This window comes from Pseudomonas sp. LB1P83 (genome assembly GCF_054897885.1).
This window is the reverse complement of the sequence record NZ_CM142709.1, coordinates 364,420-385,497: the sequence shown is the minus strand read 5'-3', so window position 1 is coordinate 385,497 and position 21,078 is coordinate 364,420. Positions and strand designations below refer to the sequence as shown.

At 60.4% G+C, this 21,078-nt stretch carries 15 protein-coding genes; 10 read left to right on the top strand and 5 right to left on the bottom strand.

Annotated features, from left to right (window positions below):
• Position 1: 1 nt before the first annotated feature.
• The 5 genes from ACYZTY_RS01685 to cobG all read right to left on the bottom strand — a co-directional run bounded on the left by ACYZTY_RS01685 (position 2) and on the right by cobG (position 11,777).
• Positions 2–7,096, bottom strand: a complete 7,095-nt coding sequence (locus ACYZTY_RS01685) for a TcdA/TcdB pore-forming domain-containing protein (protein WP_461957047.1) — start codon at positions 7,094–7,096, stop codon at positions 2–4.
• A gap of 320 nt (positions 7,097–7,416) precedes the next feature.
• Entirely contained in the window at positions 7,417–9,120 is a 1,704-nt protein-coding gene (gene cobJ, locus ACYZTY_RS01680; protein ID WP_461957046.1) for a precorrin-3B C(17)-methyltransferase, read from the bottom strand.
• Positions 9,120–9,851, bottom strand: a complete 732-nt coding sequence (locus tag ACYZTY_RS01675) for a precorrin-2 C(20)-methyltransferase (protein WP_461959233.1) — start codon at positions 9,849–9,851, stop codon at positions 9,120–9,122. Before ACYZTY_RS01675 ends, cobJ begins: the two co-directional genes overlap by 1 nt.
• A complete protein-coding gene (locus ACYZTY_RS01670) occupies positions 9,851–10,477 on the bottom strand; it encodes a precorrin-8X methylmutase (RefSeq protein ID WP_461957045.1) in 627 nt (208 codons plus the stop codon). The genes ACYZTY_RS01675 and ACYZTY_RS01670 overlap by 1 nt, the downstream gene beginning before the upstream one ends.
• Positions 10,470–11,777 (bottom strand): precorrin-3B synthase, encoded by a 1,308-nt coding sequence (gene cobG, locus ACYZTY_RS01665; RefSeq protein ID WP_461957044.1) that lies wholly within the window; start codon positions 11,775–11,777, stop codon positions 10,470–10,472. Before cobG ends, ACYZTY_RS01670 begins: the two co-directional genes overlap by 8 nt.
• Positions 11,778–11,918: 141 nt before the next feature.
• On the opposite strand from cobG, the gene cbiE reads away from it, so the two are divergent.
• The 10 genes from cbiE (at position 11,919) to ACYZTY_RS01615 (ending at position 20,915) form a co-directional block, all read left to right on the top strand.
• Positions 11,919–13,130, top strand: a complete 1,212-nt coding sequence (gene cbiE / locus ACYZTY_RS01660; protein ID WP_461957043.1) for a precorrin-6y C5,15-methyltransferase (decarboxylating) subunit CbiE — start codon at positions 11,919–11,921, stop codon at positions 13,128–13,130.
• Positions 13,123–14,220: a cobalt-precorrin-5B (C(1))-methyltransferase gene (locus tag ACYZTY_RS01655; protein ID WP_461957042.1), complete on the top strand. Its 1,098-nt coding sequence runs from the start codon at positions 13,123–13,125 to the stop codon at positions 14,218–14,220. Before cbiE ends, ACYZTY_RS01655 begins: the two co-directional genes overlap by 8 nt.
• The gene (locus ACYZTY_RS01650) at positions 14,217–14,942 is read left to right on the top strand and encodes a cobalt-precorrin-6A reductase (protein WP_461957041.1); all 726 of its coding nucleotides are present in this window, start codon (positions 14,217–14,219) and stop codon (positions 14,940–14,942) included. Before ACYZTY_RS01655 ends, ACYZTY_RS01650 begins: the two co-directional genes overlap by 4 nt.
• A gap of 56 nt (positions 14,943–14,998) precedes the next feature.
• A complete protein-coding gene (locus tag ACYZTY_RS01645) occupies positions 14,999–15,334 on the top strand; it encodes a type II toxin-antitoxin system RelE/ParE family toxin (RefSeq protein WP_461957040.1) in 336 nt (111 codons plus the stop codon).
• Positions 15,335–15,338: 4 nt separating this feature from the next.
• A complete protein-coding gene (locus tag ACYZTY_RS01640; protein ID WP_131058881.1) occupies positions 15,339–15,662 on the top strand; it encodes a helix-turn-helix domain-containing transcriptional regulator in 324 nt (107 codons plus the stop codon).
• Positions 15,663–15,780: 118 nt separating this feature from the next.
• A complete protein-coding gene (locus ACYZTY_RS01635; protein WP_461957039.1) occupies positions 15,781–16,179 on the top strand; it encodes a DUF2946 domain-containing protein in 399 nt (132 codons plus the stop codon).
• Positions 16,180–16,227: 48 nt separating this feature from the next.
• Positions 16,228–16,707 (top strand): copper chaperone PCu(A)C, encoded by a 480-nt coding sequence (locus ACYZTY_RS01630; protein ID WP_461957038.1) that lies wholly within the window; start codon positions 16,228–16,230, stop codon positions 16,705–16,707.
• Between the two features lie 20 nt (positions 16,708–16,727).
• Positions 16,728–17,177 (top strand): DUF2946 domain-containing protein, encoded by a 450-nt coding sequence (locus ACYZTY_RS01625; protein ID WP_461957037.1) that lies wholly within the window; start codon positions 16,728–16,730, stop codon positions 17,175–17,177.
• A gap of 84 nt (positions 17,178–17,261) precedes the next feature.
• Complete coding sequence (locus tag ACYZTY_RS01620) at positions 17,262–19,379, top strand: TonB-dependent copper receptor (RefSeq protein WP_461957036.1); 2,118 nt, start codon at positions 17,262–17,264, stop codon at positions 19,377–19,379.
• Between the two features lie 156 nt (positions 19,380–19,535).
• Positions 19,536–20,915, top strand: a complete 1,380-nt coding sequence (locus tag ACYZTY_RS01615) for a PepSY-associated TM helix domain-containing protein (protein ID WP_461957035.1) — start codon at positions 19,536–19,538, stop codon at positions 20,913–20,915.
• Positions 20,916–21,078: the final 163 nt, after the last annotated feature.

The window sequence follows — 21,078 nt, the reverse complement described above, 5'->3', positions numbered from 1 at the left end:
TCTAAATGGCCGGCTCTGCGATCACCCCGACCTGATAATTCGACATCAGCTCCGTCAACGTTGCGCTACCGGAAACGCCCTTTTGCTTCAGCAACTCGGTCACTAGTTCCGAAACCGCACGCGATCGATAGCCACTGAGCGAAAGGAATACATCACCCCGCAACGCCACATCCACTGAGTAAACGCCGCGAAAAATCAGGCTGTGCCCGCTATCCAGGCCATTCATTACCAAGTGTTCATCGACCAGGCTGACCCATAGCTGATCCATGATCGAGACGTCCAGAATCAGTTTCCCCGGAATCAAGGGTGGGCGCTCAAGTGGATAACGACAATCGACGATGACCGATTCAAGTTTCAACCAGGCCGCCCGGGTCAGCCGGCCAGTCGTTGCACCCTGGCCCATTTTTAGCACCAGGATGCTGACATCATCGGCAATCAATGGGAGAAGGTCATGGGCCGTCTGCGGCCCCTCGATCACCAGGACTTCGGCGTTTCGCTGGACATAGTCGAGCGGCCCGACCGTGCTGTTTCGCGGATAGGTGTGCAACAAACCATCCCCCCGCTCGTGCAGCATCACATTCGTTTGATCCCGCGTGCCCACCAGCGTGTATTGCGCAGTAATGACGGCTTTCGGAATCCGGATCAATCGTCCGGTCCGGACCACATACCATTGAAGGCTGTCAGAGTCTTTTACAGACAGAAAGTCGGCGCATCGATGTTCGTTCGCCAGCGCCGCCAAACCCTCGCTCAATGGGCCTTCCAGTGCCGTGACCCAGCGACTGTCCACACCCGTAATCCGTACCGGTTGGTTGTGCTGTAAATCCACCTCCAAGCCATCGAGCGTCGTTGCCCTCAGGCCTGCGCCCTCCACTTTCACGTCGGTAAAGATCCAGGGCGCCCATTCCTGCATCGGGGCGGGCAATGCCTCAGCTTGCAAAAGCCTGGTTCCCTGGCCGAATGCAGCGTCCAAGAGATTCGTATCGATAAAGCGCTGGCGGAAAATCCTGCCCGTTGAGAGATCGAACAACCAGGCGGCTTGACTGTCTGGAGCAATACTCAGCAACCGTACTTCTTTTCCATGACCAAGATCCGCAAGCAACAACCGATCGTCCAGGTACCAGGCGCACAAACCTGCATCCCCGGTAAAGTTGGTCAACCCAAGGAGGGCGAAACTCGACACCGGGTACCGCGTCGACACCGCTGGCAATGCGGACCACCACTGGGCTCGATCCTTGAACCATATTTCGGTCAGTCCGCCCAAGCGCAGATACCCGTCCGGCGTCATATTGAAGAACAGACCCGTGTCGGTCAGGGCGAGGTGGCCCTGCTCAACGGCGACAACATTTTTCAGTCCGGGCGGGGCAATTTCTCTGGATGACCATTGCGCACGCCCCTCCACCATCGACCTTTGCTGTCGCACGAGGCTTCCAACAGGCTTGTCGTAATTGACGAACACCTCACCCTCTGCACCGGCGGGAGCGATAAGTAAAAGGGTATCCAAGGCCTTGATCGAATCCTCCCATCCCCGCGCATGGTGACGCCGGGCAGCCGCACGGATGATCAACCCGTCAACATCGCGGACCCAGACCAGATCACGAGACGTGTCTTCGAACTGCCAACAAATCGAAACCAGCGCAGCGGGACGCCAGTTCACGGTATCGATGGACTCTGTCGGCAACACATAATCGCCCAGTACCTGCTTCCAGTCCGTCAGCGTGTCGACCTGTAAAACGGCCTGCAATGCTGGATCGTGACCGCGGGTGATTGAGCTAAGCAGCACTGCGCCGTCATGGATCATATAGGTCAGCTCATCGTGCGGGCCTTCCTTGGGAATGGACCGCTGAACGATCTGAATGCCGCCGTTGGCCACGACCTCGCAGCGGGCAATCGTCAAGCCATCCCTTAGCAGCAAGCGATAGCGCTGAACCAGCGTGCCGGTGATCGCGTTGACCTGCCAGACATCGAAACTCTCGGAGTGATAGAAATAGGCCGAGCCCTCGACCACCGCTCCCAGCACAGCCTCATCGGCCAACAAGACATTCGGGTCGCGGATGTACAGAAAACGATCCTGAGCCGAGTCGTAATACGCGGCCACCGTTCTCGGCTCGTCCGGCTTTTCAAACGGCACCACAAAGTTGTGAACGGGGGTGTAAGGCATGGCCAGTCGATGTTCACGCGCCAGTGCCTTGAAGTGGTCCAGCAACGCTTGCTCCCCGAGCGCCGGATCGGCCTCTTCTTCGACCACCTCCAGCGTCAGGGCAACAAGATCAACGCGCATGATTTTGTTACCCGCAAGCTTGAGCAACACATCGTGAACGCCGCCGCCACTGAACTTCACACCCAACGTATCCGCAACGAGGCTACCCGCAGCGGCTATGCGGATGTCTGCTTCGGCCAGCCAGGGAGCCTGCAGCACCCAGCGCATGGCCGCGTGACCGGGCGCGTTGAGTTCAAGGTTGACCCCGGGATTGAGCAGTACGGAACAGCGGGCGCCTGCGCCTTCTATCCGATACGAGACCAGGCCGTGCCACGCCTTCGGCAGAGCAGGCACCACCAGCGAGCGCTCGATGTTGTCGAGACGAACGTTGAACACCGTTGGTTTGTAGACCGGGTTCAGCCGGTTGACCACGTACTCGCCGGGAAACGAATAGAACGAAAACAGAAATTGCCATTGCCCCTGTTCATTCTTTTTCTCCAGTCGACGGGCCGTATCGAATCCGCCGGCATGACGAAACGAGACAAACGGCAGCAACTTGTACTCATAGCCGTACCAGGTTTTGGGTGTGCATGGCAAAACGATCGCCTGCCCGGGCTGCGGCGAAAAAGACGCCGAGTCGGGCAACCCTAGGCCCACACGGATATCGGTGGCGCGGTTGTAATCCACATCGAAATCCGGAACCCCGAAATGGTCCCGAAGCGGGAACAGCCTGGGGCTGTCGAAACGGACGCTGGAGGCACGCAAATCAAGATCGGCGAACACCAGCAAAGGTTGCGCAATCCAGGCATTCGATGCCTTGTCCAGATGATAGCCGCCCTGTCGATAAGCCTTTTCCAGCCCTTCAAAAAACCGGCCAACCTCTTTGGCTTCCTCGGCGATGGTGGCAAACCCTTCCGCCAGCGCCGACACGCCCACCGCCAGCCCGCCCAGAATCACCCCGACGCCGCCGAGCACCGCAGCCACGGTACCCGCGCCAGCCAATGCAGCACCCAGTCCGGCAGCGCCTAACACGGCGCTCGCGGAGTCGAATGCCAGCTGCGTCCCGAACTGCGCCTTTTCAATGTCATTGGTAGCATGGCTCAACTGGTAAACATCAAACCCGACATTGACCATTCCCAACACCGTACCGACGCCTTCATTGGTCACATGACCCAATGCCTTTTGCACCAACGGCGCGCTGGTGCGGGCGATCAGCTTTTCATCGTCCAGCGCCTGACGCACCAGTGCCACAACGCCAATCACATCCACCACGTTGCCGTGGACCAGCTGGGCGTAGTTGACGTAGGCATGCAAACGAATGGCAGTGGTCAGTGCCTTGTCACCACCGCTGACCTCGCCTTCGTGATGGCGCAACGCGTTCATCAAGGCCTGTACGGTAAAACCGGCATTGAGCGTATGAACACTGCCGGCGTCAGTCGGGTCAGCCGAGCCGGCCGGTTCATGCGGTTGCGCTGCCAACGTATGGAAGGTTTCCGAGAGGTAGTTCTTGATCCTCAGGAATCGATGGTCCCCGGTGGTGACGCGCACAACGGTCCGTGCTGGATCGGTATCGACCAGACTGATTTTGTACTCGCCTGCCGGGGTGATTTCCAGCGTCTCGAACAACGCAACGGTGCCCGACGACAGTCCGTGTTGCTCCTGCAACTGCCGTGTCGCCTGCGCGATCTGACCGCCCCACCAGTGGGCGTCCAGTTCCAGTAAAGAACTGCCCAGCACCCCATTGCTGACCAGCGACAGCCCGCGCGCGCTGGCCAGCCGCTGCCTGACCCGAGGCGCCTGTTCAGGCAGGCTGCCCGAATCGGAAAGACTGGATACCCGGACACCCGACGACAGCACCGTTGCATTGAGTCGACCCGCGTCGAGTTCAATCAAATCAAAGGTCGGACGAGCAGGTACGCCATAAGCGGCGTAGGGCCTGGCCATCTCCTGGCGAACGAAAAAATGGGTCAGCGCAGTGCTGAGCGTCGCAGCAGTATCGAACTCGAAAACGCCAAAGTTCGGATCGTAGAAATGGTAGGTACTGCCCTCGCCAACGACACTTTTGGCCACCAGCATCGAGTGGTTATCCGAGTTGAGCATCAACGTGCTGCTGGCGGTTTTCTCTTCAAGTGCCGCAATCACCTGCGCCAGATCGGAGCGCACCACCGGCCCACCCAAGTCATGGACGTCGACATCGCGTAGTTCTTCAAGAATGCTCACGAATGCAGTCGAATCGCGGGTACCGGGTTCAATGACCGCCAGGTAAAACCGCTCGCGAAGGGTGTTGCCCGCTTCGTTCCCCTTGCTGATCGCAGCCGCCATGGCCAATGCCAATGGGTAGCATCGCCCGGCGATGCGGTCACCGCCCCCCTGAAGCAACAAATCCTGTGGCACCAGTTTGAAGCTGCCTTGATCGAAGCTTTCCAGTACATCGGTCATGCGCTCGCCAATCCGATCACGGAACTCGAGTTTTGCGACCTGCTGAATACGGGCGACCTGGCGCCCCCATTGCAGCAAGGTCAGAGACTGCTCCAGCGCCTGCTTCTTCAACTCAATGCTGGTCTCGGACAACGCTACGAAAGGTGTCGGGGCACTGGCCAAACCGTCAACGAACGCGGGGTGATTTTCTTTGAACAACTCCCGCTCAATGGCCCCGTAGCGGTGTGACACACCCAGTTCAGACACGTTGTTGGCAAGGTTTTCCAACCGCGCACTGACCTGATCAAAGTTGCGTTTATCCATTGCCCGCGCCCCCAGCAACGAGCCGATCAACAACCGCTGCAGAGGGTCGAGCTGCTCAACCTGCAAAGTGCCCCGACCAATTCGGTGAAGCAATTCGTCCAGAGGCAAACTCCCGCTTGCCGGATCACCGACCAACGACGGCGGCAGCGCTATCTCCTGCGCGATGATGGATTGACGCTCATCAAAGTTCAGCTGCAGCGGCTTTTCGAAAGTCACCTCACCGGTGGTCCGTTGACTCATCGCTCGCAAAAAGGGTTCGCCAAGGTGTTGCGCCAGGGATTGCAGCAATTCAGTCGACAACACATGCCGACCTTCAATGACGGGCCAGCCATGGTCGAAATGGATCGCCTGGCTCTTGAGCAACTGATCCACTTTTCCCACGTAACGCGCTTTGAATTGTCCGGTTTCCCAACGTTGTTTTTCGTTCTTGAGCCATTTGGCAGTGTCACTTTCGTTTTCTTTCCAGGAGTGGTCCAGCTCCTCCTCGGTGTCCCGGTTCACCGTTGCGGAGGGTTCAATAGCCACATCCTTTCGCCAGACAGCCGCTGCACGAGGGGTGAAGTGCATTTTTGCGTAATCGGCCAGCGCATCGCGCATCGCAGCGGGCCCGGTCAGATAGATGGTCACTTCGCTTTGGGGACGAATGCCGTCGCTGTAGTAAAAAATTGCTGCCTTGGCCAGAAAGTACAGCGCGAGCTCTACATCCGCCGGCAGTGCGTCCAAACGGCCGAACCTTTCTTCGACGACCTCTAACGCAATGCGACTGGTGGCCTCAGCGTCGATAGCGGCGACCTGGCTCTCCATGGCCAAGCGGGCCGTGGCATCAACGATCTCATAGTTGAGTTTGAAACGATCGATCACGGCGCTCAACATCGCCGATCCGGGATGAGCCATTAGAAACGCATTACTCAGGCTGCTCCGTTCGGTTACCGCTCGCAGTCCGTTCGGACGAACGAGACGTTCTGCGGGCGCGCGAAAAACACTGTTCAACTGCGGGCGACTTTTAGCGAAACGTTCCAGTGCCGGGCGATGCTCCTCAGGGATGCGCTCAAAGTAGTTTGTGTACTGACTTCTTGATGCCTCACGGCCGGGCATCCACTCCGGGTTTCGATCCAGCAACAACTGCAATACGCCTATGCGCGCATCGTTGGTGAACTGACTGATGTCCAAATCGCCCAGCCTCTCCAGAAGAGGTGGCAGGTTATCGACATCCGCATAAATCCCGCCTTCGGCCATCAAGGCCTCAATGCGTATTACATCGGAGGCCGCGGCAAAATTGCCTCGAAGACTGATTTCCCGTTGGTAAATGTCCTGCAAGTGAAGCGGTGTTACATTCGCCGCAAGATCACGAAGTTCCACACCGCCCTCGCCCAATGCCGAGATACTCTGGCCATTCTTGTCCCGCAAGGCTTTCAAGCGTGCTTCATTCTGGCCATATCCACGCACCAGCAGATCAATTCGTGCGTCATCCGCGTTGACACCGCGCTCTACTGCTTTGTTGATATGGGCAAACATCTGTTGTTTGAGAACAATGGCCCGCTCCTCATATTTATCACTAAGATCAATATCCGACTCGGTGCTATGTCCGCCATTAACCATCGCATCGGCCTTCGCGGCCTCGACAACAATCCGGTTGGTTTCATAGGCCAGTAGCGCATCGCTGTCGTACCAGAGTTTCACGGCATAACCCTGCCCGGCCAATACCTTGTTCCAGATATTGATGTAGTCGCGCTGGATTGTTCCTAGGCCACCTCCAAGCCAGACAAAGTGCAGATTTTTCGGCACTTCGATGGCCGCGGCACTCAGCTGTTCAATGCTGTTGGACAGGCGCCCGTGGAAATCTTCGACCCTGGTGCGGATCTCCGTCAGACCCGGAGCGGCAGCGCCCGGCTGTGCAGTTGGCGTTTCCATTCCCGCCGCACGTCGACGACGATGGCTGGGTTCAACAAAGGACCTGAGCGCCTCGCGCAGCAACCCCAGCGGGGCAAGCATTCTCGGGCAATCAAGCACAGCGATACAAGCGAAGTAATATCGAAATACCGCGTCGTATTCGTCTGTCCCTTTATGTTCCTGTAACGCCTGTTCAAGATCGGACAATTTAAATAGATCAATAAAATCGACATAGCCGTTTACACGACGAGCAGCGTGCTCACCCATAAAGATTACTTCCCTGTAAAAATAAAAGCGGGTCACCCATCAAGGCGACCTTCTCAAAAAAACACTAACCGAACAAACTTCCAGCCTCAAAGAAGAAAACAAACAATTGATGACCAAACGTACATCCAGAAACTTTAAACCCATCAAACACCACAAATAAAAAACAAACAAAAAGACAACCACCAACGAATGCGGCAGTTCTCTTTGCGTCAAAGCAAACATCAACTTACATCAAGGCATCGAACCGTCTGCCGCAAAGACTTCCTGCTCATTCACGACAGACAGTTATAAAAGCGACCTCAGGACGAGGCCGCCGACATTTACGAAGTTGGCTTGTCGCCGTACCAACGAGGCGTATACACCCACTCACCACCCTCGGCACGCGGGAATACGCAGGTGGTGGAAGAGCCGATCAACACCATGGTGCGCATGTCGACCTGATCGGGGGTCAGTTCACCGAGTGTGGTGACACGCAACGTCTGGCCTGGACGACCAATATCGCGCCCCAACACCACCGGCGTTTCAGCCGTGCGGTGCTGCCCGACAATCTCCAGTGCCCGGCCCAGTTGCCAAGGACGGGAGCGAGAGATCGGGTTGTAGAACGCCAACGCCAGGTCGGCCTGAGACGCCAGGTCCAGCCGCTTCTCGATGATCGACCATGGTTTGAGGTTGTCCGACAGCGACATCACGCAGAAGTCATGGCCCAGTGGCGCGCCGGCCTGAGCCGCCGTTGCCAGGGACGCAGAGACGCCCGGTAAAATCTCCAGATCAACGCTGTGCCAGCTTGGATCGCTCGACTCGTGCAACGCTTCGAGCACCGCCGCCGCCATGGCGAATACGCCCGGATCCCCCGACGAAACCACCACCACCGACCGCCCTTGAGCCGCCAGTTCGAAGGCGTGACGAGCGCGCTGCATTTCCTCGCGGTTGTCGCTGCAATGCAGCACTTGATCATCGCGGAACGGCCCGGCCATGCGCACGTAGGTTTCATAACCGAGCACATCATTGGCGCCTACCAGTTCGGCCTTGACCGCCGGCACCATCAGTTCGGCGGCACCAGGGCCCAGGCCGATCACGGCCAAACGACCGCGCGCGCGACCGATCTGTGCAAGCTCCAATGGCTGACTGGCCACCGCGATGGCGATGCCGGCATCCGCCGACACGACGGTAGCGTTCGGCAAGGTGTGGCGGACGAGCTCGCTGACGCCACCGCTGACCGAAGCGAACCGCAGCGGCACGCCCAGCTCAAGTGCCGCTTCGCGCAACGCAGGACTGGCCATGAGCAGATCGCTGGCCAGCAGACACGCCAGCGATTGCACGGCGATGTTCGCCTGATGCAACGCCGCGCGAATCGCATTCGGCAAATCCGCCACATCGACGTTTACCGCCACCAGCACGTTGCGCGGGTAGATCAACAATTCATTGGCCGCCGGCGTGCGTTCGGCACTGCCGACGTGGATCGACAACTGCGCCTGCGGGTCTTCCGGCAGCTGCGCTTGCGCCAGCCATGGCGCGACGCCTTCGATGCGCACGCTTTGGCCGGCGAGCAAATCCGAGACGAAGCGCTTGCCCAGTTCCAGGTCGCCGAGGGCATAACCGCTGGGTGGATTGAGCAGGCAGGTGCCGAAGCGCAATTCACCGCTGGTGGTGATCGCCGCAGCAACCTCGAGGCCGGTAGCAATCTCCCGCGCCATGACGTTCACGCCACCGAGTCCACCCAGCAGCGGCACCACGGCGCTGCCGTCTTCGGCCACAGCCAGGACCGGTGGTTCGGCGCCCTTTTCCAGCAGCAGCGGCGCCAAAGTGCGGATCACGATGCCCGCCGCACACAGGGCAATGATCGGCGTGTCTTGCTGATAGAACTCGCGCAGGGTCGCGCCGAACTCGTGATAGACACGGTCCGCACCCTCAACCCGTTCGGCGAGGCCATGGATCAAGGCGCCGGGGTAGACCTGCTGGATCTTGCGCGCGGTCGCGAGGCTGCCATTGCCAAGAATGACAATCGCCGGAACTGGACGGGCCATCAGCCTTGCCACCGTTCGCCGGGCACGATGATCAACGAGAAGTACGGCGAGGACATCGGTTCGACCTGATCCAGCGGGACGATTTTCTGATTGGCCATGGTCGCGCGCTCGACGTACAGCGCTCGCTCAGCCAGACCAAGTTCTTCGAGCACCTGACGGACCTTGGGGAAGTTACGCCCCAGCTTCATGATCACCGCCGCATCGGCATCGGCCAGCCGACGTTTGAGGTCTTCGTGAGGCAGCACGCCGGAGAGCACCGACAGGCTCTGATTGCGATACACCAATGGCGCGCCCAGTACCGAAGCGCCGCCGAGCATCGAGCACACGCCCGGCACGACTTCGGCTTCGTAGCGTTCGGCCAGGCGGTCGTGCAAGTACATGTAGGAGCCGTAGAAGAACGGGTCGCCTTCGCAGATCACGGCCACGTCACGACCGGCATCCAGATGCGAGGCGAGTTCTTCACCCGCCGCATCGTAGAAATCGCTGATCACTTGCTCGTATGACAGCGGTGCCGGCAGCGCTTCGGTGGTCACCGGATACACCAGCGGCAGCAGCGTTTGCGCGTCCTGCAAATGCGCTTCGATGATGCCGAAGGCGTTGCCCTTTTTACCCTTGGCGACGAAGTACGCCACCACGGGCGATTCGCGCAGCAGGCGCAGGGCTTTGACGGTAATCAGTTCCGGATCACCGGGGCCCACGCCCAGGCCAATCAAGCGTCCAGGTGACTGCATCATTCGATCTCCGTGGCGAGGGCGTTGACGGCGGCGGCGGCCATGGCACTACCGCCCAACCGGCCTTGCATGATCACAAACGGCACGCCACGACTGTCTGCCGCCAGCGCTGCCTTGGATTCGGCGGCACCGACGAAGCCGACCGGGAAGCCGAGGATCAACGCCGGTTTCGGTGCGCCGGCATCGAGCATTTCCAAAAGATAAAACAAAGCGGTCGGCGCGTTGCCGATCACCACCACGCTGCCTTCCAGGTGCGGACGCCACAATTCCAGCGCGGCGGCGGAACGGGTGTTGCCCAGCTCACGTGCCAGTTCCGGAACGCTTTCATCGCGCAGGGTGCAGATCACCTGGTTGTTGGCCGGCAAACGCGTGCGAGTCACGCCTTCGCTGACCATCCGCGCGTCGCACAGAATCGGCGCGCCGGCGGCCAGCGCCTCACGCCCGGCCTTGCCCGCGCCGACGGAAAATTGCAGCCCGTCGATGGCATCGACCATGCCGCAGGCGTGGATTACCCGCACCGCGAGTTTTTCCAGGTCGGAGGGGATTCGCTCGAGGTTGGCCTCGGCACGAATGATCGCGAAGGAGTTGCGATAGATCTCCTGACCGTCGCGGATGTAATCAAGCATCAAGGGGGCTCCGTGAGCGGGCGTCGAGCAAGGCCGCGACCGCTTCAATAGTAAGGTTGCGTGCGTGCAACGCGCCAAAACCCGGCTGCGCTGCATCGCGAAAATAGAGATCGTAGTGACCGGGAGAAACCGCCAGTAAAGTGACCGGCGCGATGTGCGCGGCCGCGCAGGAACGCTGGCAGCCGGACAGGTGCACGTTCAGGGTCTGGCCGTGGCGTTGCAGCAGCGCCGCCAGTTGTCGGGCATCGCCCTTGGTGTCGGCCAGGCCTTTGCCACAGCCCGTCGAGCCGGTGCAGGCGATGAGGTGCGCCAGGGCATCGTCGGCCGAGCAACGCAGGCCGAGGTGTTCAAGGCTGTGGATAACGTGAGGCGCATCGTCGCCAAAGACACCGGGCAATAACAGGCTTTGCCAAGGCGTGAACCGCAGAGTGCCGTCGCCCTGTTCGCGGGCCAGTTGCGCGGCGCCCCTGAGCATCGCCGGATTCAGGCGGCCCAGCGGCGGCACTGCGCCGATGTACATACGGCCGGTGTCACGTTGTGGATAGGCGCCGATGTGCAGCACATTTGGATTTGCGTTGCGCTGCCAAGCCTCAATAGACATCAACGGCACACGCTCGGCGAGGCGCGCAAGAAACGCGTCGAGCGAACACTCGGCGAGCAGGTGCCGCATGCGGGTCTGCTCGGGGCGCGCCAATTCCAGGAACAACTCCAGCACCGCGACCACCAATGCATGGCCCTGCTCCAGCAACACCGCACCGACGGGCGGGTCGACAAGGCAACCCGCCAGACCGAAGGCAAACACCTGCTCTCCGTCTCGTTCAGCAGCGGACAACCAAAGGTCATGAGGGTGTTCGAGCATTGCCAGACCTTCACCGCCATCCAGTTGCACGGCGAACTTGGCGCTGAGGTCGTGAAAGCGTTCGTCGCTTTGCAGCGTGGTGAGAATCTGTTCGGCCAGTGGGCGCGTATCGATCAGCATCTGCTGATCAATGCCGGCGCCGGGGCTGAGCATCAGATTGCGCACATCGTCGCCCGCCGCGCTGGTCGGGCCGAGACCCGCCGCCATCAGGCTGTCGATCAACGCGCCGTGCTCACTGCCGATCCCGCGAATTTGCAGGTTGGCACGGTTGGTTGCCTCGATCACCCCGCCAGCGAAACGCCCGGCGGCATTGGCCACTGCTTCGGCCTGAGCCGCGCTGATCGAACCGCCATTGAGCTTGATTCGGCAGATGCCGCCATCCAGCGCCTGGACAATACGCAGCAACCCCGGGCAGGCCGAGGGGCGTAAGGCTGAGGACATCGGGCGTTCGTTCAAGGGGGCGACCGGCTATGGGGAAAGACGCTTCGCGGGCGAAGGCGCGGTATTATGCCTGCTTTGTTCGACGGCATGAAAAGCCTGCCCGTCGGAACAGCTCGTTTGAAGACTATTTGAGGGCTACAGATGTCACCCTGGCTGACAGTAGTGGGAATCGGCGAAGACGGCTTCAAGGGCCTGGGCAAAAACGCCCGGCACGCCCTGTTGCGTGCTTCGCGGATCGTTGGCGGTCAGCGACAACTGGATTTGCTGCCGGCCTGCATCCATGGCGAGCGGCAGTTGTGGCCCAGTCCGTTTTCCCTCGAACCTTTGCTCGCGCTGCGTGGCGAACCGGTCTGCGTGCTGGCCAGCGGTGATCCGATGTTCTTTGGCGTCGGTGCCAGCCTTGCCCGGCAAGTGCCCAGTGATGAAATGCTGGTCCTGCCGGCGCCCTCCTCTTGTTCGCTTGCTGCGGCGCGAATGGGTTGGCCGTTGCAGGAGGTGGTGACGCTTTCGGTGGTTGCCCGACCCATCGCCGCACTCAACGCGCAGTTGTTCAGCGGCGTGCGTTTACTGGTCCTGAGCAACGATGGCCAAAGCCCGGCCGCCATTGCGGCACTGCTGCGTGAGCGCGGTTTCGGTCTGAGCCGTCTCAGCGTGCTGGAGCATCTGGGCGGCACAGCCGAACGACGCATCGATGGTGTGGCTAATGACTGGAACACGCCAGCGGGCGCCGATCTGAACCTGATCGCCATCGAGTGCATTGCCGAGCCGAACACGCCACGTCTCTCGCGACTGGCCGGCCTGCCGGACTCGGCCTTTAAGCACGACGGTCAACTGACCAAACGCGACGTCCGTGCGATCACCCTTGCGCGCCTCGCCCCGGTCCCCGGCGAACTGCTGTGGGATGTCGGCGCCGGCAGCGGCTCGATCGGCATCGAATGGATGCGCACTCACCCCGGTTGCCGCGCGCTGGCGATCGAAGCCGATGAAGGTCGACAACAGCTGATCGAACACAACCGCGATACCCTCGGCGTGCCCGGTTTACAGCTGATTCGCGGCAGTGCGCCGCAGGCCCTGGCCGGGCTTGAACGTCCGGACGCGATCTTTATCGGCGGCGGGGTCACCCGCGACGGCGTGCTGGACACCTGCTGGGCGCAACTCAACCCCGGCGGCCGACTGATCGCCAACGCAGTCACATTGCAAAGCGAAGTAACCCTGATGGCCTGGCGCGAACGCCACGGTGGTGAGCTGACCCGCATTCACGTCGCTCAGGCCCAGCCGCTGGGGGAGTTCGACACCTGGCGTCAGGCGTTGCCGATTACTTTGCTGGACGTGACGAAGCCCTTCGATGCGTGACGAAACCGCCGAACAACCCGCCCCGCTGCGCAGCGGCCTGACCACGGGCAGCTGCGCCACCGCGACCAGTCTGGCGGCGGCCCGTTTGTTGTTGAGCGGAATGAGCGCAGACGCCGTGGAAATCGTTCTGCCCAAGGGCAAGCAGGTGCAGATGCGCCTGGAGTTCTGCCGACTGATCGACGACGGCGCCGAAGCCGGGACGATCAAAGATGCCGGGGATGACCCGGACGTGACCCATGGCGCGCTGCTGTATTCCCAAGTGCGATTGAGTGACGCGCCGGGCGTTCGCTTCAGTGCCGGTCGCGGCGTCGGCACGGTCACCCGGCCGGGGCTGGTGCTGGGTGTTGGCGAGCCGGCGATCAACCCGGTGCCGCGCAAAATGATCACCGAACACCTGACATTGCTGGCCGAAGAACTCGGCTACGGCGGCGGCTTCGAGGTCACGGTCAATGTCGAGGACGGCGAAGCACTGGCGCTGAAAACCATGAACCCGCGACTGGGCATTCTTGGCGGTCTGTCGATCCTCGGCACCAGCGGCATCGTCCGGCCGTTTTCCTGCGCGGCGTACATCGCCTCGATCCACCAGGGCATCGACGTCGCCAAAACCAACGGTTACCTGCACATCGCCGCATGTACCGGCAACGCCAGCGAAGACACCATGCGCCGCGTCTACGACCTGCCGGAAATCGCCCTGATCGAAATGGGCGACTTCGTCGGTGCTGTCCTCAAACACTTGCGCAAAGTGCCCGTGGAAAAACTCAGCCTCTGCGGTGGCTTCGGCAAGATCAGCAAACTGGCTGCCGGGCACATGGATTTACACAGTCGGCATTCCAGCATCGACCTGCCGCAACTGGCTGAATGGGCCGCTGCGATTGGCGCCGATGAGGCGTTGCAGCTAGGCATTCGCGAGGCCAATACCAGCCAGCAAGCCTTGGCGATGGCCAGCGCGGCGGGCATCGCCCTCGGTGATGCGGTGTGTCAGCACGCGTTGGACTTCGCCCGCAGCGTGGTGCCGGCGCAGGTTCAGGTTGAAGTGTTTGCCATCGATCGCCAGGGCGGGATTGTCGGCCATGCAGGAGCTTTTCAATGAAGCGCATTTTGCTGCTGGGCGGCGTGACGGAAGCCTTGGCCATCGCCCGCACGCTGGGGCCGGAACACATCTACAGCCTGGCCGGTGTCGGCCGAGTGCCGACGGACCTGAACTGCCAGGTGCGCGTCGGCGGTTACGGCGGTGCCGAAGGCCTGGCGCAGTTCATTCGCGATGAAGGTATCGACCTGCTGCTGGACGCGACCCATCCCTACGCCGCACAAATCAGTCACAACGCCACGACCGCCGCGCAGCTGAGTGGCATCGCCTGTTGGGCGTTGCGCCGCCCTGCCTGGCAGCCACAAGCCGGGGACGACTGGCGGGAGGTCAGCGGTTGGGCCGAACTGATCGAAGCCCTGAAACCCTTCCGCCGCCCGCTGTTCACCCTCGGCCGCGAACCGTTGCAGCACCTGCATGAAATCCCGCCGGAGCAATTCTGGACGTTGCGCGCACTGGACGTTTACCCCGGCAACGAACGCAGCGAAGTCATCGGCGCACGAGGGCCGTTTTTGATTGAGGATGAACGTGAGCTGTTTGAGCGTCGGCAGATTGATGTGCTGATCAGCAAGAACAGCGGCAGTACGGCGACCGAACCGAAGCTTGAAGTGGCGCGGGAATGCGGGGTGCCGGTGATTGTGTTGCAGCGGCCGGCGTTGCCGGGGGTGGATCGGGAGCTACTGACGCTTCAAGAAACACTTGATGCGTTGGCCACCTTTGTTCAATAAGGCAGGATCGCTGGCTTGCATGATAAGTAACCTATTTGTTACCTTCAGGGCCGTCTGTGATCACACTCGAAGAATATTTGCAGGAAAACGAAACAAGCCCCTTTGGACGTTGGTTTTCCACCTTAAATAAGCAGGCAGCGTTTAAGGTATCTACTGCCTTGGTCCGACTGGAGCTGGGCAATACTTCCAATATCAAGTGGCTTGAAGGCCTTGGCGAATACCGAATAAATTGGGGCCCAGGCTACAGAATCTATCTTATACAAGAGGGAAAACGCCTGATCATCCTTTTTGGTGGAGGCGATAAGTCCACCCAAAAGGCGGACATCAAACAGGCAAAAGCACTGATAGCTGAATTTAGAACCCGCAAGAAAGCTGAACGAACCCGGAGATAAAGTCATGGCGCTCACCCGAAGCTACAAACACACCATCGCCGAGCGTGCCCAGCGAGACCCCGAGTTCGCTCAGGCATTGTTGGATGAGGCTGCTACTCTGTTTCTTAATGGTGAACCTGAAATGGCCAGGATCATTTTGCGCGATCTCGTCAACGCCACCGTTGGTTTTGAAGAGCTGGCGAAGGAAACAGCAAAACCAAGCAAAAGTCTCCATCGAATGTTGTCTGCCAAAGGCAACCCGAGCATGGATAACCTGGCTGCGATATTTGCCGTAATTCGCGCTACGCTTGGGGTAGATATGCAAGTGCATGCGGTACGTGCGCACTGATGGAACGAAAAACAAATTGTTTTTCCTGCGACACCACACCGCACACCGCTTTTTTACTTATCGGCCCTGATCAGGCTAAATAGCCGCGCCTGATCGCCCACCCAACGGATTTTTCCCCATGTCCCGACAACGGCTCGCAATTGCCTGGATCGCCTGCTTCGCAGTGCTGTTCAACATGCTCGCCATGCCGATGACCGGAGCCATGGCGCAGTCGGCGAAATCACCCGCCGAGCAATTGTTGTGGGGCAGTTTCTGTACGTCCAGCGGCACGAAGATGGTGGCGATTTCCCTGGGCGACCTCGAGCAGAAAGCCCCGCAGAGCGACGATCATTCCAACATGCAGCATTGCTGGTGCTGCTCTGGCTCCGCACCGCTGGTGGCGTTGCCCGGGCATGTGCCGCAGCTGTATTTCGCCCGTTTCGAGGCCAATCGAAGCGTGCCTGCCGCCTCTCTCGATATGCCCACCCCGCGCCAGCAATGGCCGAGCCTCAACCCCCGAGCTTCCCCTCTGGTGTGATTCCTTCTCGCAATTGACCTGCGTCTTGAATCGCTCTGGAGAACCGCCATGTTGAACAAACTCATCGTTCTGGCTGCGTTGCTGCTGCCTGCCTGCTTTGCCAATGCCCACGAATACAAGGCGGGCGAACTGGAAATCGCTCACCCGTGGTCGCAGGAGTTGCCGCCGAACGCGCCAACCGTAGCGGCCTATTTTGTCATTCAGAACCCAGGCAAAACCGCTGACCGCCTGCTCAGCGTCGACTCGCCGATTGCAGGTATTGCTCAATTGCATGAGCACGTCATGCAAAACGATCTGATGAAAATGCAGCAAGTGCCGAACGTCGATGTTCCTGCCGGTGGCAATGTCACGTTTGCGCCGATGGCCTATCACGTGATGCTGCTGGAGTTGAAAGACCGCAGCCTGCTGAGCGACGGCAAGCGCTTCCCGCTGACCCTGCACTTCGAAAAGTCCGGAGATTTGACGGTCGAAGTCTCGGTGCAGAAGAAGCCGCCGGAAGACTCGCAGATGCACGCCCACGCCCAGTAATCGACTGAGCAGAAAACGCCATGCGCCCGCTTAGCGCCAGGTCATCCGCACACCGTCGTCAGTCGTCGAGTCTGACGCACGGCAGCTGGATCAGCCTGTTCGCCATGCTGATGATCTTTATCGGCCCGCTGATTTCTCAGTCGATGCCGATGGATCAACGCGCCTCGTCGATGTCGATGAACATGTCGATGGACATGAGCATGGACATGTCGGCCATGGAGCACGCCGACCACGGCGCGCAACCCGCCGCCGAGCACTGCCCGCCCAAAGCCTCGCACCATGCGCTCTGGGAGAAATGCGGTTATTGCAGCCTGTTGTTCAATTGCCCGGCACTGACCGGCGGCCAGTCCTTCGCCGCATTTGACACGCCGACAGCCACCACCTTCACCACACCCTCCCCTCGCCTGGGCCATGCCCGGCAAACCTTTTTTCCCGGCGCCCGAACCCGCGCGCCCCCCATCGTCGCGTAAACACGCACCTCTGAGTTCACACGGTTTCGAAGACAGCCACAGGCTGCCGGCCGTGTCGTTTACGACTGTTCGATGGAAATTGTCATGTCCAGGTTTGCTGCTGACACACGCTTGAGCGCTGCCCAAGCTTTTTTTGCCCCGAACGAATCGAGTATTCGTTTCAGGCACGCCACCGCCGTCCTTTGCGGCGCATTGCTGACACCCCAGGTGTTGGCCAACGAACACGCGGGCCACAGTGAAGAACTGAGCCCGACGGTGATCACCGCCATCGCGCCGAGTTCGCCGCTGACCATCGTCACCACCCCCAAGGACCCGCGCCAACCGGTTCCGGCCAGCGACGGTGGTGACTACCTGAAAACCATCCCCGGCTTTGCCCTGGTACGCAACGGCGGTACCAACGGTGATCCGGTGCTGCGCGGCATGTTCGGTTCACGACTGAACATCCTCACCAACGGCGGCCAGTTGCTCGGCGCCTGCCCTGGCCGGATGGACGCACCCACCTCCTACATATCGCCGGAAACCTACGACAAACTCACCGTCATCAAAGGTCCGCAAACCGTGCTGTGGGGACCGGGAGCATCGGCGGGCACCATCCTTTTCGACCGTGAGCCGGAAAGCTTCGGCGAACTCGGTACGCGCGTGAACGCCAGTGTACTGGCCGGCTCCAACGGCCGTTTTGACAAAGTGGTGGACGCCGCGGCTGGCGGACCGTTGGGTTACGTGCGCGTAATCGGCAACACCGCGCACGCCGATGACTACAAGGACGGCAACAACGACACCGTGCCGTCGCGCTACGACAAATGGAACGGCGACGTGGTGCTCGGCTGGACGCCCGACGCCGACACTTTGCTGGAACTGACCGCCGGCAAGGGCGATGGCGAAGCGCGTTACGCCGGGCGCGGCATGGACGGCTCGCAGTTCAAGCGTGAAAGCCTGGGCCTGCGGTTCGAGAAGTCCAATATCGGCGACGTGCTGGACAAGGTCGAAGCGCAGATCTACTACAACTACGCCGACCACGTGATGGACAACTACACCCTGCGCACGCCGTCCGGCACCGGGATGATGGCCGGCCCGATGGCCTCCAATGTCGACCGGCGGACTCTAGGCGCGCGGATCAAAGCGACCTGGCGCTGGGCCGATGTGCAGCTGATCAGCGGCATCGACGCGCAGACCAACGAACATCGCCAACGCGGCAGCATGGGCATCGATACCTACAAGGACCTGCCGTACACCAAGGATGCCGACTTCCATAACTACGGTGTGTTCAGCGAATTGACCTGGTACGCCGCCGAACGTGACCGGCTGATTACCGGCGCACGCCTGGACCGCGCCTCGGCCAAGGATTATCGGCAGACCACCGGTTCCGGGATGATGACCCGCTCCAATCCGACCGCCGACGACACCCGCGCCGACACGTTGCCGAGCGGCTTCGTCCGCTACGAGCATGACCTGGCCGACAGCCCGACCACGTTGTATGCGGGCCTCGGGCACACCCAGCGTTTCCCGGATTACTGGGAGCTGTTTTCACCCAAGTCCGGCCCTGCCGGATCGGTGAATGCCTTCGATTCGATCAAGCCTGAAAAAACCACCCAGCTCGATTTCGGCCTGCAATACAAGACTGAAGACCTCGAAGCCTGGGCCTCGGGCTATGTCGGCCAGGTGCGCGATTACATCTTGTTCAACTACACCCCGACGATGATGGGCACCACCTCCCAGGCTCAGAACATCGACGCGCGAATCATGGGCGGCGAACTCGGCGCGGCTTACCAATTGACCTCCAACTGGAAAACCGACGCGACCCTGGCCTACGCCTGGGGCAAGAACAGCAGCGACGGCAACGCATTGCCGCAAATGCCGCCGCTGGACGCGCGCTTCGGCCTGACCTACAGCGAAGACAACTGGAGCGCCGGGGCCTTGTGGCGCGTGGTCGCGGCGCAAAACCGCATCGACCAGAACAAGGGCAACGTGGTCGGCAAGGACTTCGACAAGACCTCAGGTTTTGGCGTGTTCTCGCTCAATGGTGCCTATCGGATCAACAAAAACTGGAAGGTCAGCAGTGGCGTCGACAACCTGTTCGGCAAGGCGTACGCCGAGCATTTGAACCTGGCCGGCAACGCCGGTTTTGGCTACCCGGCCAATGACCCGCAGGCCATAAAAGAACCGGGGCGAACGCTCTGGACCAAGGTGGATATGAGCTTCTAAAAGCATCGCGAGCAAGCATCGCTCCTACATTATTCGCGTCGATCACAAACGATGCGAACGACACAACTCCTGTAGGAGCGAGGCTTGCCCGCGAATGACTGCGCAGCAGTCCCACAGACAACAACAAAAGAACCAAGCCAAAGCGGAGCACACGTGATGAAACAGCCCAAAGTGAATTTCTACAACCTGGCCTGGCGCTGGCATTTCTATGCCGGTCTGTTCGTCGCGCCATTCATGGTGATGCTGGCCCTGACCGGCGTCATTTACCTGTTCAAGCCGCAACTCGATCCGTTGATGTACGGCAGCTTGATGAACGTCCCGGCCGGGCATCACAGCGTCCCGGCCGACGACCTGCTCAAGCGGGTGAAACAGGCGTATCCACAAGCCACGATCAAACAGTACCTGCCGCCGGTCAACGCCGAGCGCAGTGCTCAGTTTGTGGTGATCAATGGCGGTAACGAGCTTAACGTGTTCGTCGACCCCTACCAGGGCGACATCCTCGGCGAGCAAGACGCCAAGAAGAATCTGCAAGCGGTGGCGCGAGCGATTCACGGCGAATTGATGATCGGCACCGTCGGTGATCGACTGGTCGAGCTGGCCGCTGGCTGGGGCGTGGTGCTGGTGGTTTCCGGCGTGTTCCTGTGGTGGCCGCGTGGCCAGGCCGCGGGTATTTTGTGGCCGCGCCTGACCAGTCGCGGTCGGGTGTTATGGCGCGATTTGCATGCCGTCACTGGCTTCTGGGGCGCATCGTTGCTGCTGGTGATGCTGCTCAGCGGCATGACCTGGACGGGGTTCTGGGGCCAGAAATACGCGCAGGTGTGGAACGTGTTCCCGGCGGCGATGTGGGACAACGTGCCCAAGTCCGACGTCGAGGCCCGCAGCCTCAACACCGCCACCCGCCAGACCGTGCCCTGGGCCATGGAAAACACGCCGATGCCGATGTCCGGCGACCACGCCGAACACATGGCTCACAACGGCGCACAAGCTGGCCCCGCCGCACCGACCATCAGCCTGCAAGACGTGCAGAACATCGCCGTGCAACGCAAGGTCGAACCGGGTTACAGCATCACCTTGCCGACCACCGAGACGGGCGTGTTCACCATCGCCGTGTTTGCCGACGACCCGCGTAACGACGCCACGTTGCATGTCGATCAGTACACCGGCGATGTGCTTGCCGATGTGCGCTGGGAGCAATACGGCACCGTGGCCCGCGCCACGGAAACCGGCGTGATGTTGCACGAAGGCAAGATGTTCGGCGTGTTCAACCAGATCATCGTGCTGCTGATCTGCCTGATGATTCTGTTCAGCGCGGTCAGCGGCGTGGTGATCTGGTGGAAGCGTCGTCCGCAAGGCAAGTTCGGTGTTCCGCCGCTGCGCCACGACTTGCCGAAATGGAAAACCGCGATGGTCATCATGTTCGCCCTGGCCGTGGCGTTTCCGTTGGTGGGTGCTTCGTTGGTGGTGGTTTGGGTGCTGGATCGCGTGCTGTTTTCGCGACTCACCCGGCAAACTGAATCGACCTCATCTTCATCGTGAAACAGGCGAGATGCGCGAATCAGAGAGCCCTGTAGACTTCCCGCGCTTATCTCACGGTCATTTTTAGTGTTACTGTATAACCATAAAATACCCTTCTGATTCAAAGGCCCCATCGCGAGCAGGCTCGCTCCCACAGGTCTTGCGCATTTCCTGTGGGAGCGGG

Excerpts from the sequence above, each read along its gene's own strand:
- ACYZTY_RS01685 (WP_461957047.1), bottom strand. The coding sequence starts at position 7,096 with ATGGGTGAGCACGCTGCTCGTCGTGTAAACGGCTATGTCGATTTTATT.
- cobJ (WP_461957046.1), bottom strand. The coding sequence starts at position 9,120 with ATGGCCCGTCCAGTTCCGGCGATTGTCATTCTTGGCAATGGCAGCCTC.
- ACYZTY_RS01675 (WP_461959233.1), bottom strand. The coding sequence starts at position 9,851 with ATGCAGTCACCTGGACGCTTGATTGGCCTGGGCGTGGGCCCCGGTGAT.
- ACYZTY_RS01670 (WP_461957045.1), bottom strand. The coding sequence starts at position 10,477 with ATGCTTGATTACATCCGCGACGGTCAGGAGATCTATCGCAACTCCTTC.
- cobG (WP_461957044.1), bottom strand. The coding sequence starts at position 11,777 with ATGTCCTCAGCCTTACGCCCCTCGGCCTGCCCGGGGTTGCTGCGTATT.
- cbiE (WP_461957043.1), top strand. The coding sequence starts at position 11,919 with ATGTCACCCTGGCTGACAGTAGTGGGAATCGGCGAAGACGGCTTCAAG.
- ACYZTY_RS01655 (WP_461957042.1), top strand. The coding sequence starts at position 13,123 with ATGCGTGACGAAACCGCCGAACAACCCGCCCCGCTGCGCAGCGGCCTG.
- ACYZTY_RS01650 (WP_461957041.1), top strand. The coding sequence starts at position 14,217 with ATGAAGCGCATTTTGCTGCTGGGCGGCGTGACGGAAGCCTTGGCCATC.
- ACYZTY_RS01640 (WP_131058881.1), top strand. The coding sequence starts at position 15,339 with ATGGCGCTCACCCGAAGCTACAAACACACCATCGCCGAGCGTGCCCAG.
- ACYZTY_RS01635 (WP_461957039.1), top strand. The coding sequence starts at position 15,781 with ATGTCCCGACAACGGCTCGCAATTGCCTGGATCGCCTGCTTCGCAGTG.
- ACYZTY_RS01630 (WP_461957038.1), top strand. The coding sequence starts at position 16,228 with ATGTTGAACAAACTCATCGTTCTGGCTGCGTTGCTGCTGCCTGCCTGC.
- ACYZTY_RS01625 (WP_461957037.1), top strand. The coding sequence starts at position 16,728 with ATGCGCCCGCTTAGCGCCAGGTCATCCGCACACCGTCGTCAGTCGTCG.
- ACYZTY_RS01620 (WP_461957036.1), top strand. The coding sequence starts at position 17,262 with ATGTCCAGGTTTGCTGCTGACACACGCTTGAGCGCTGCCCAAGCTTTT.
- ACYZTY_RS01615 (WP_461957035.1), top strand. The coding sequence starts at position 19,536 with ATGAAACAGCCCAAAGTGAATTTCTACAACCTGGCCTGGCGCTGGCAT.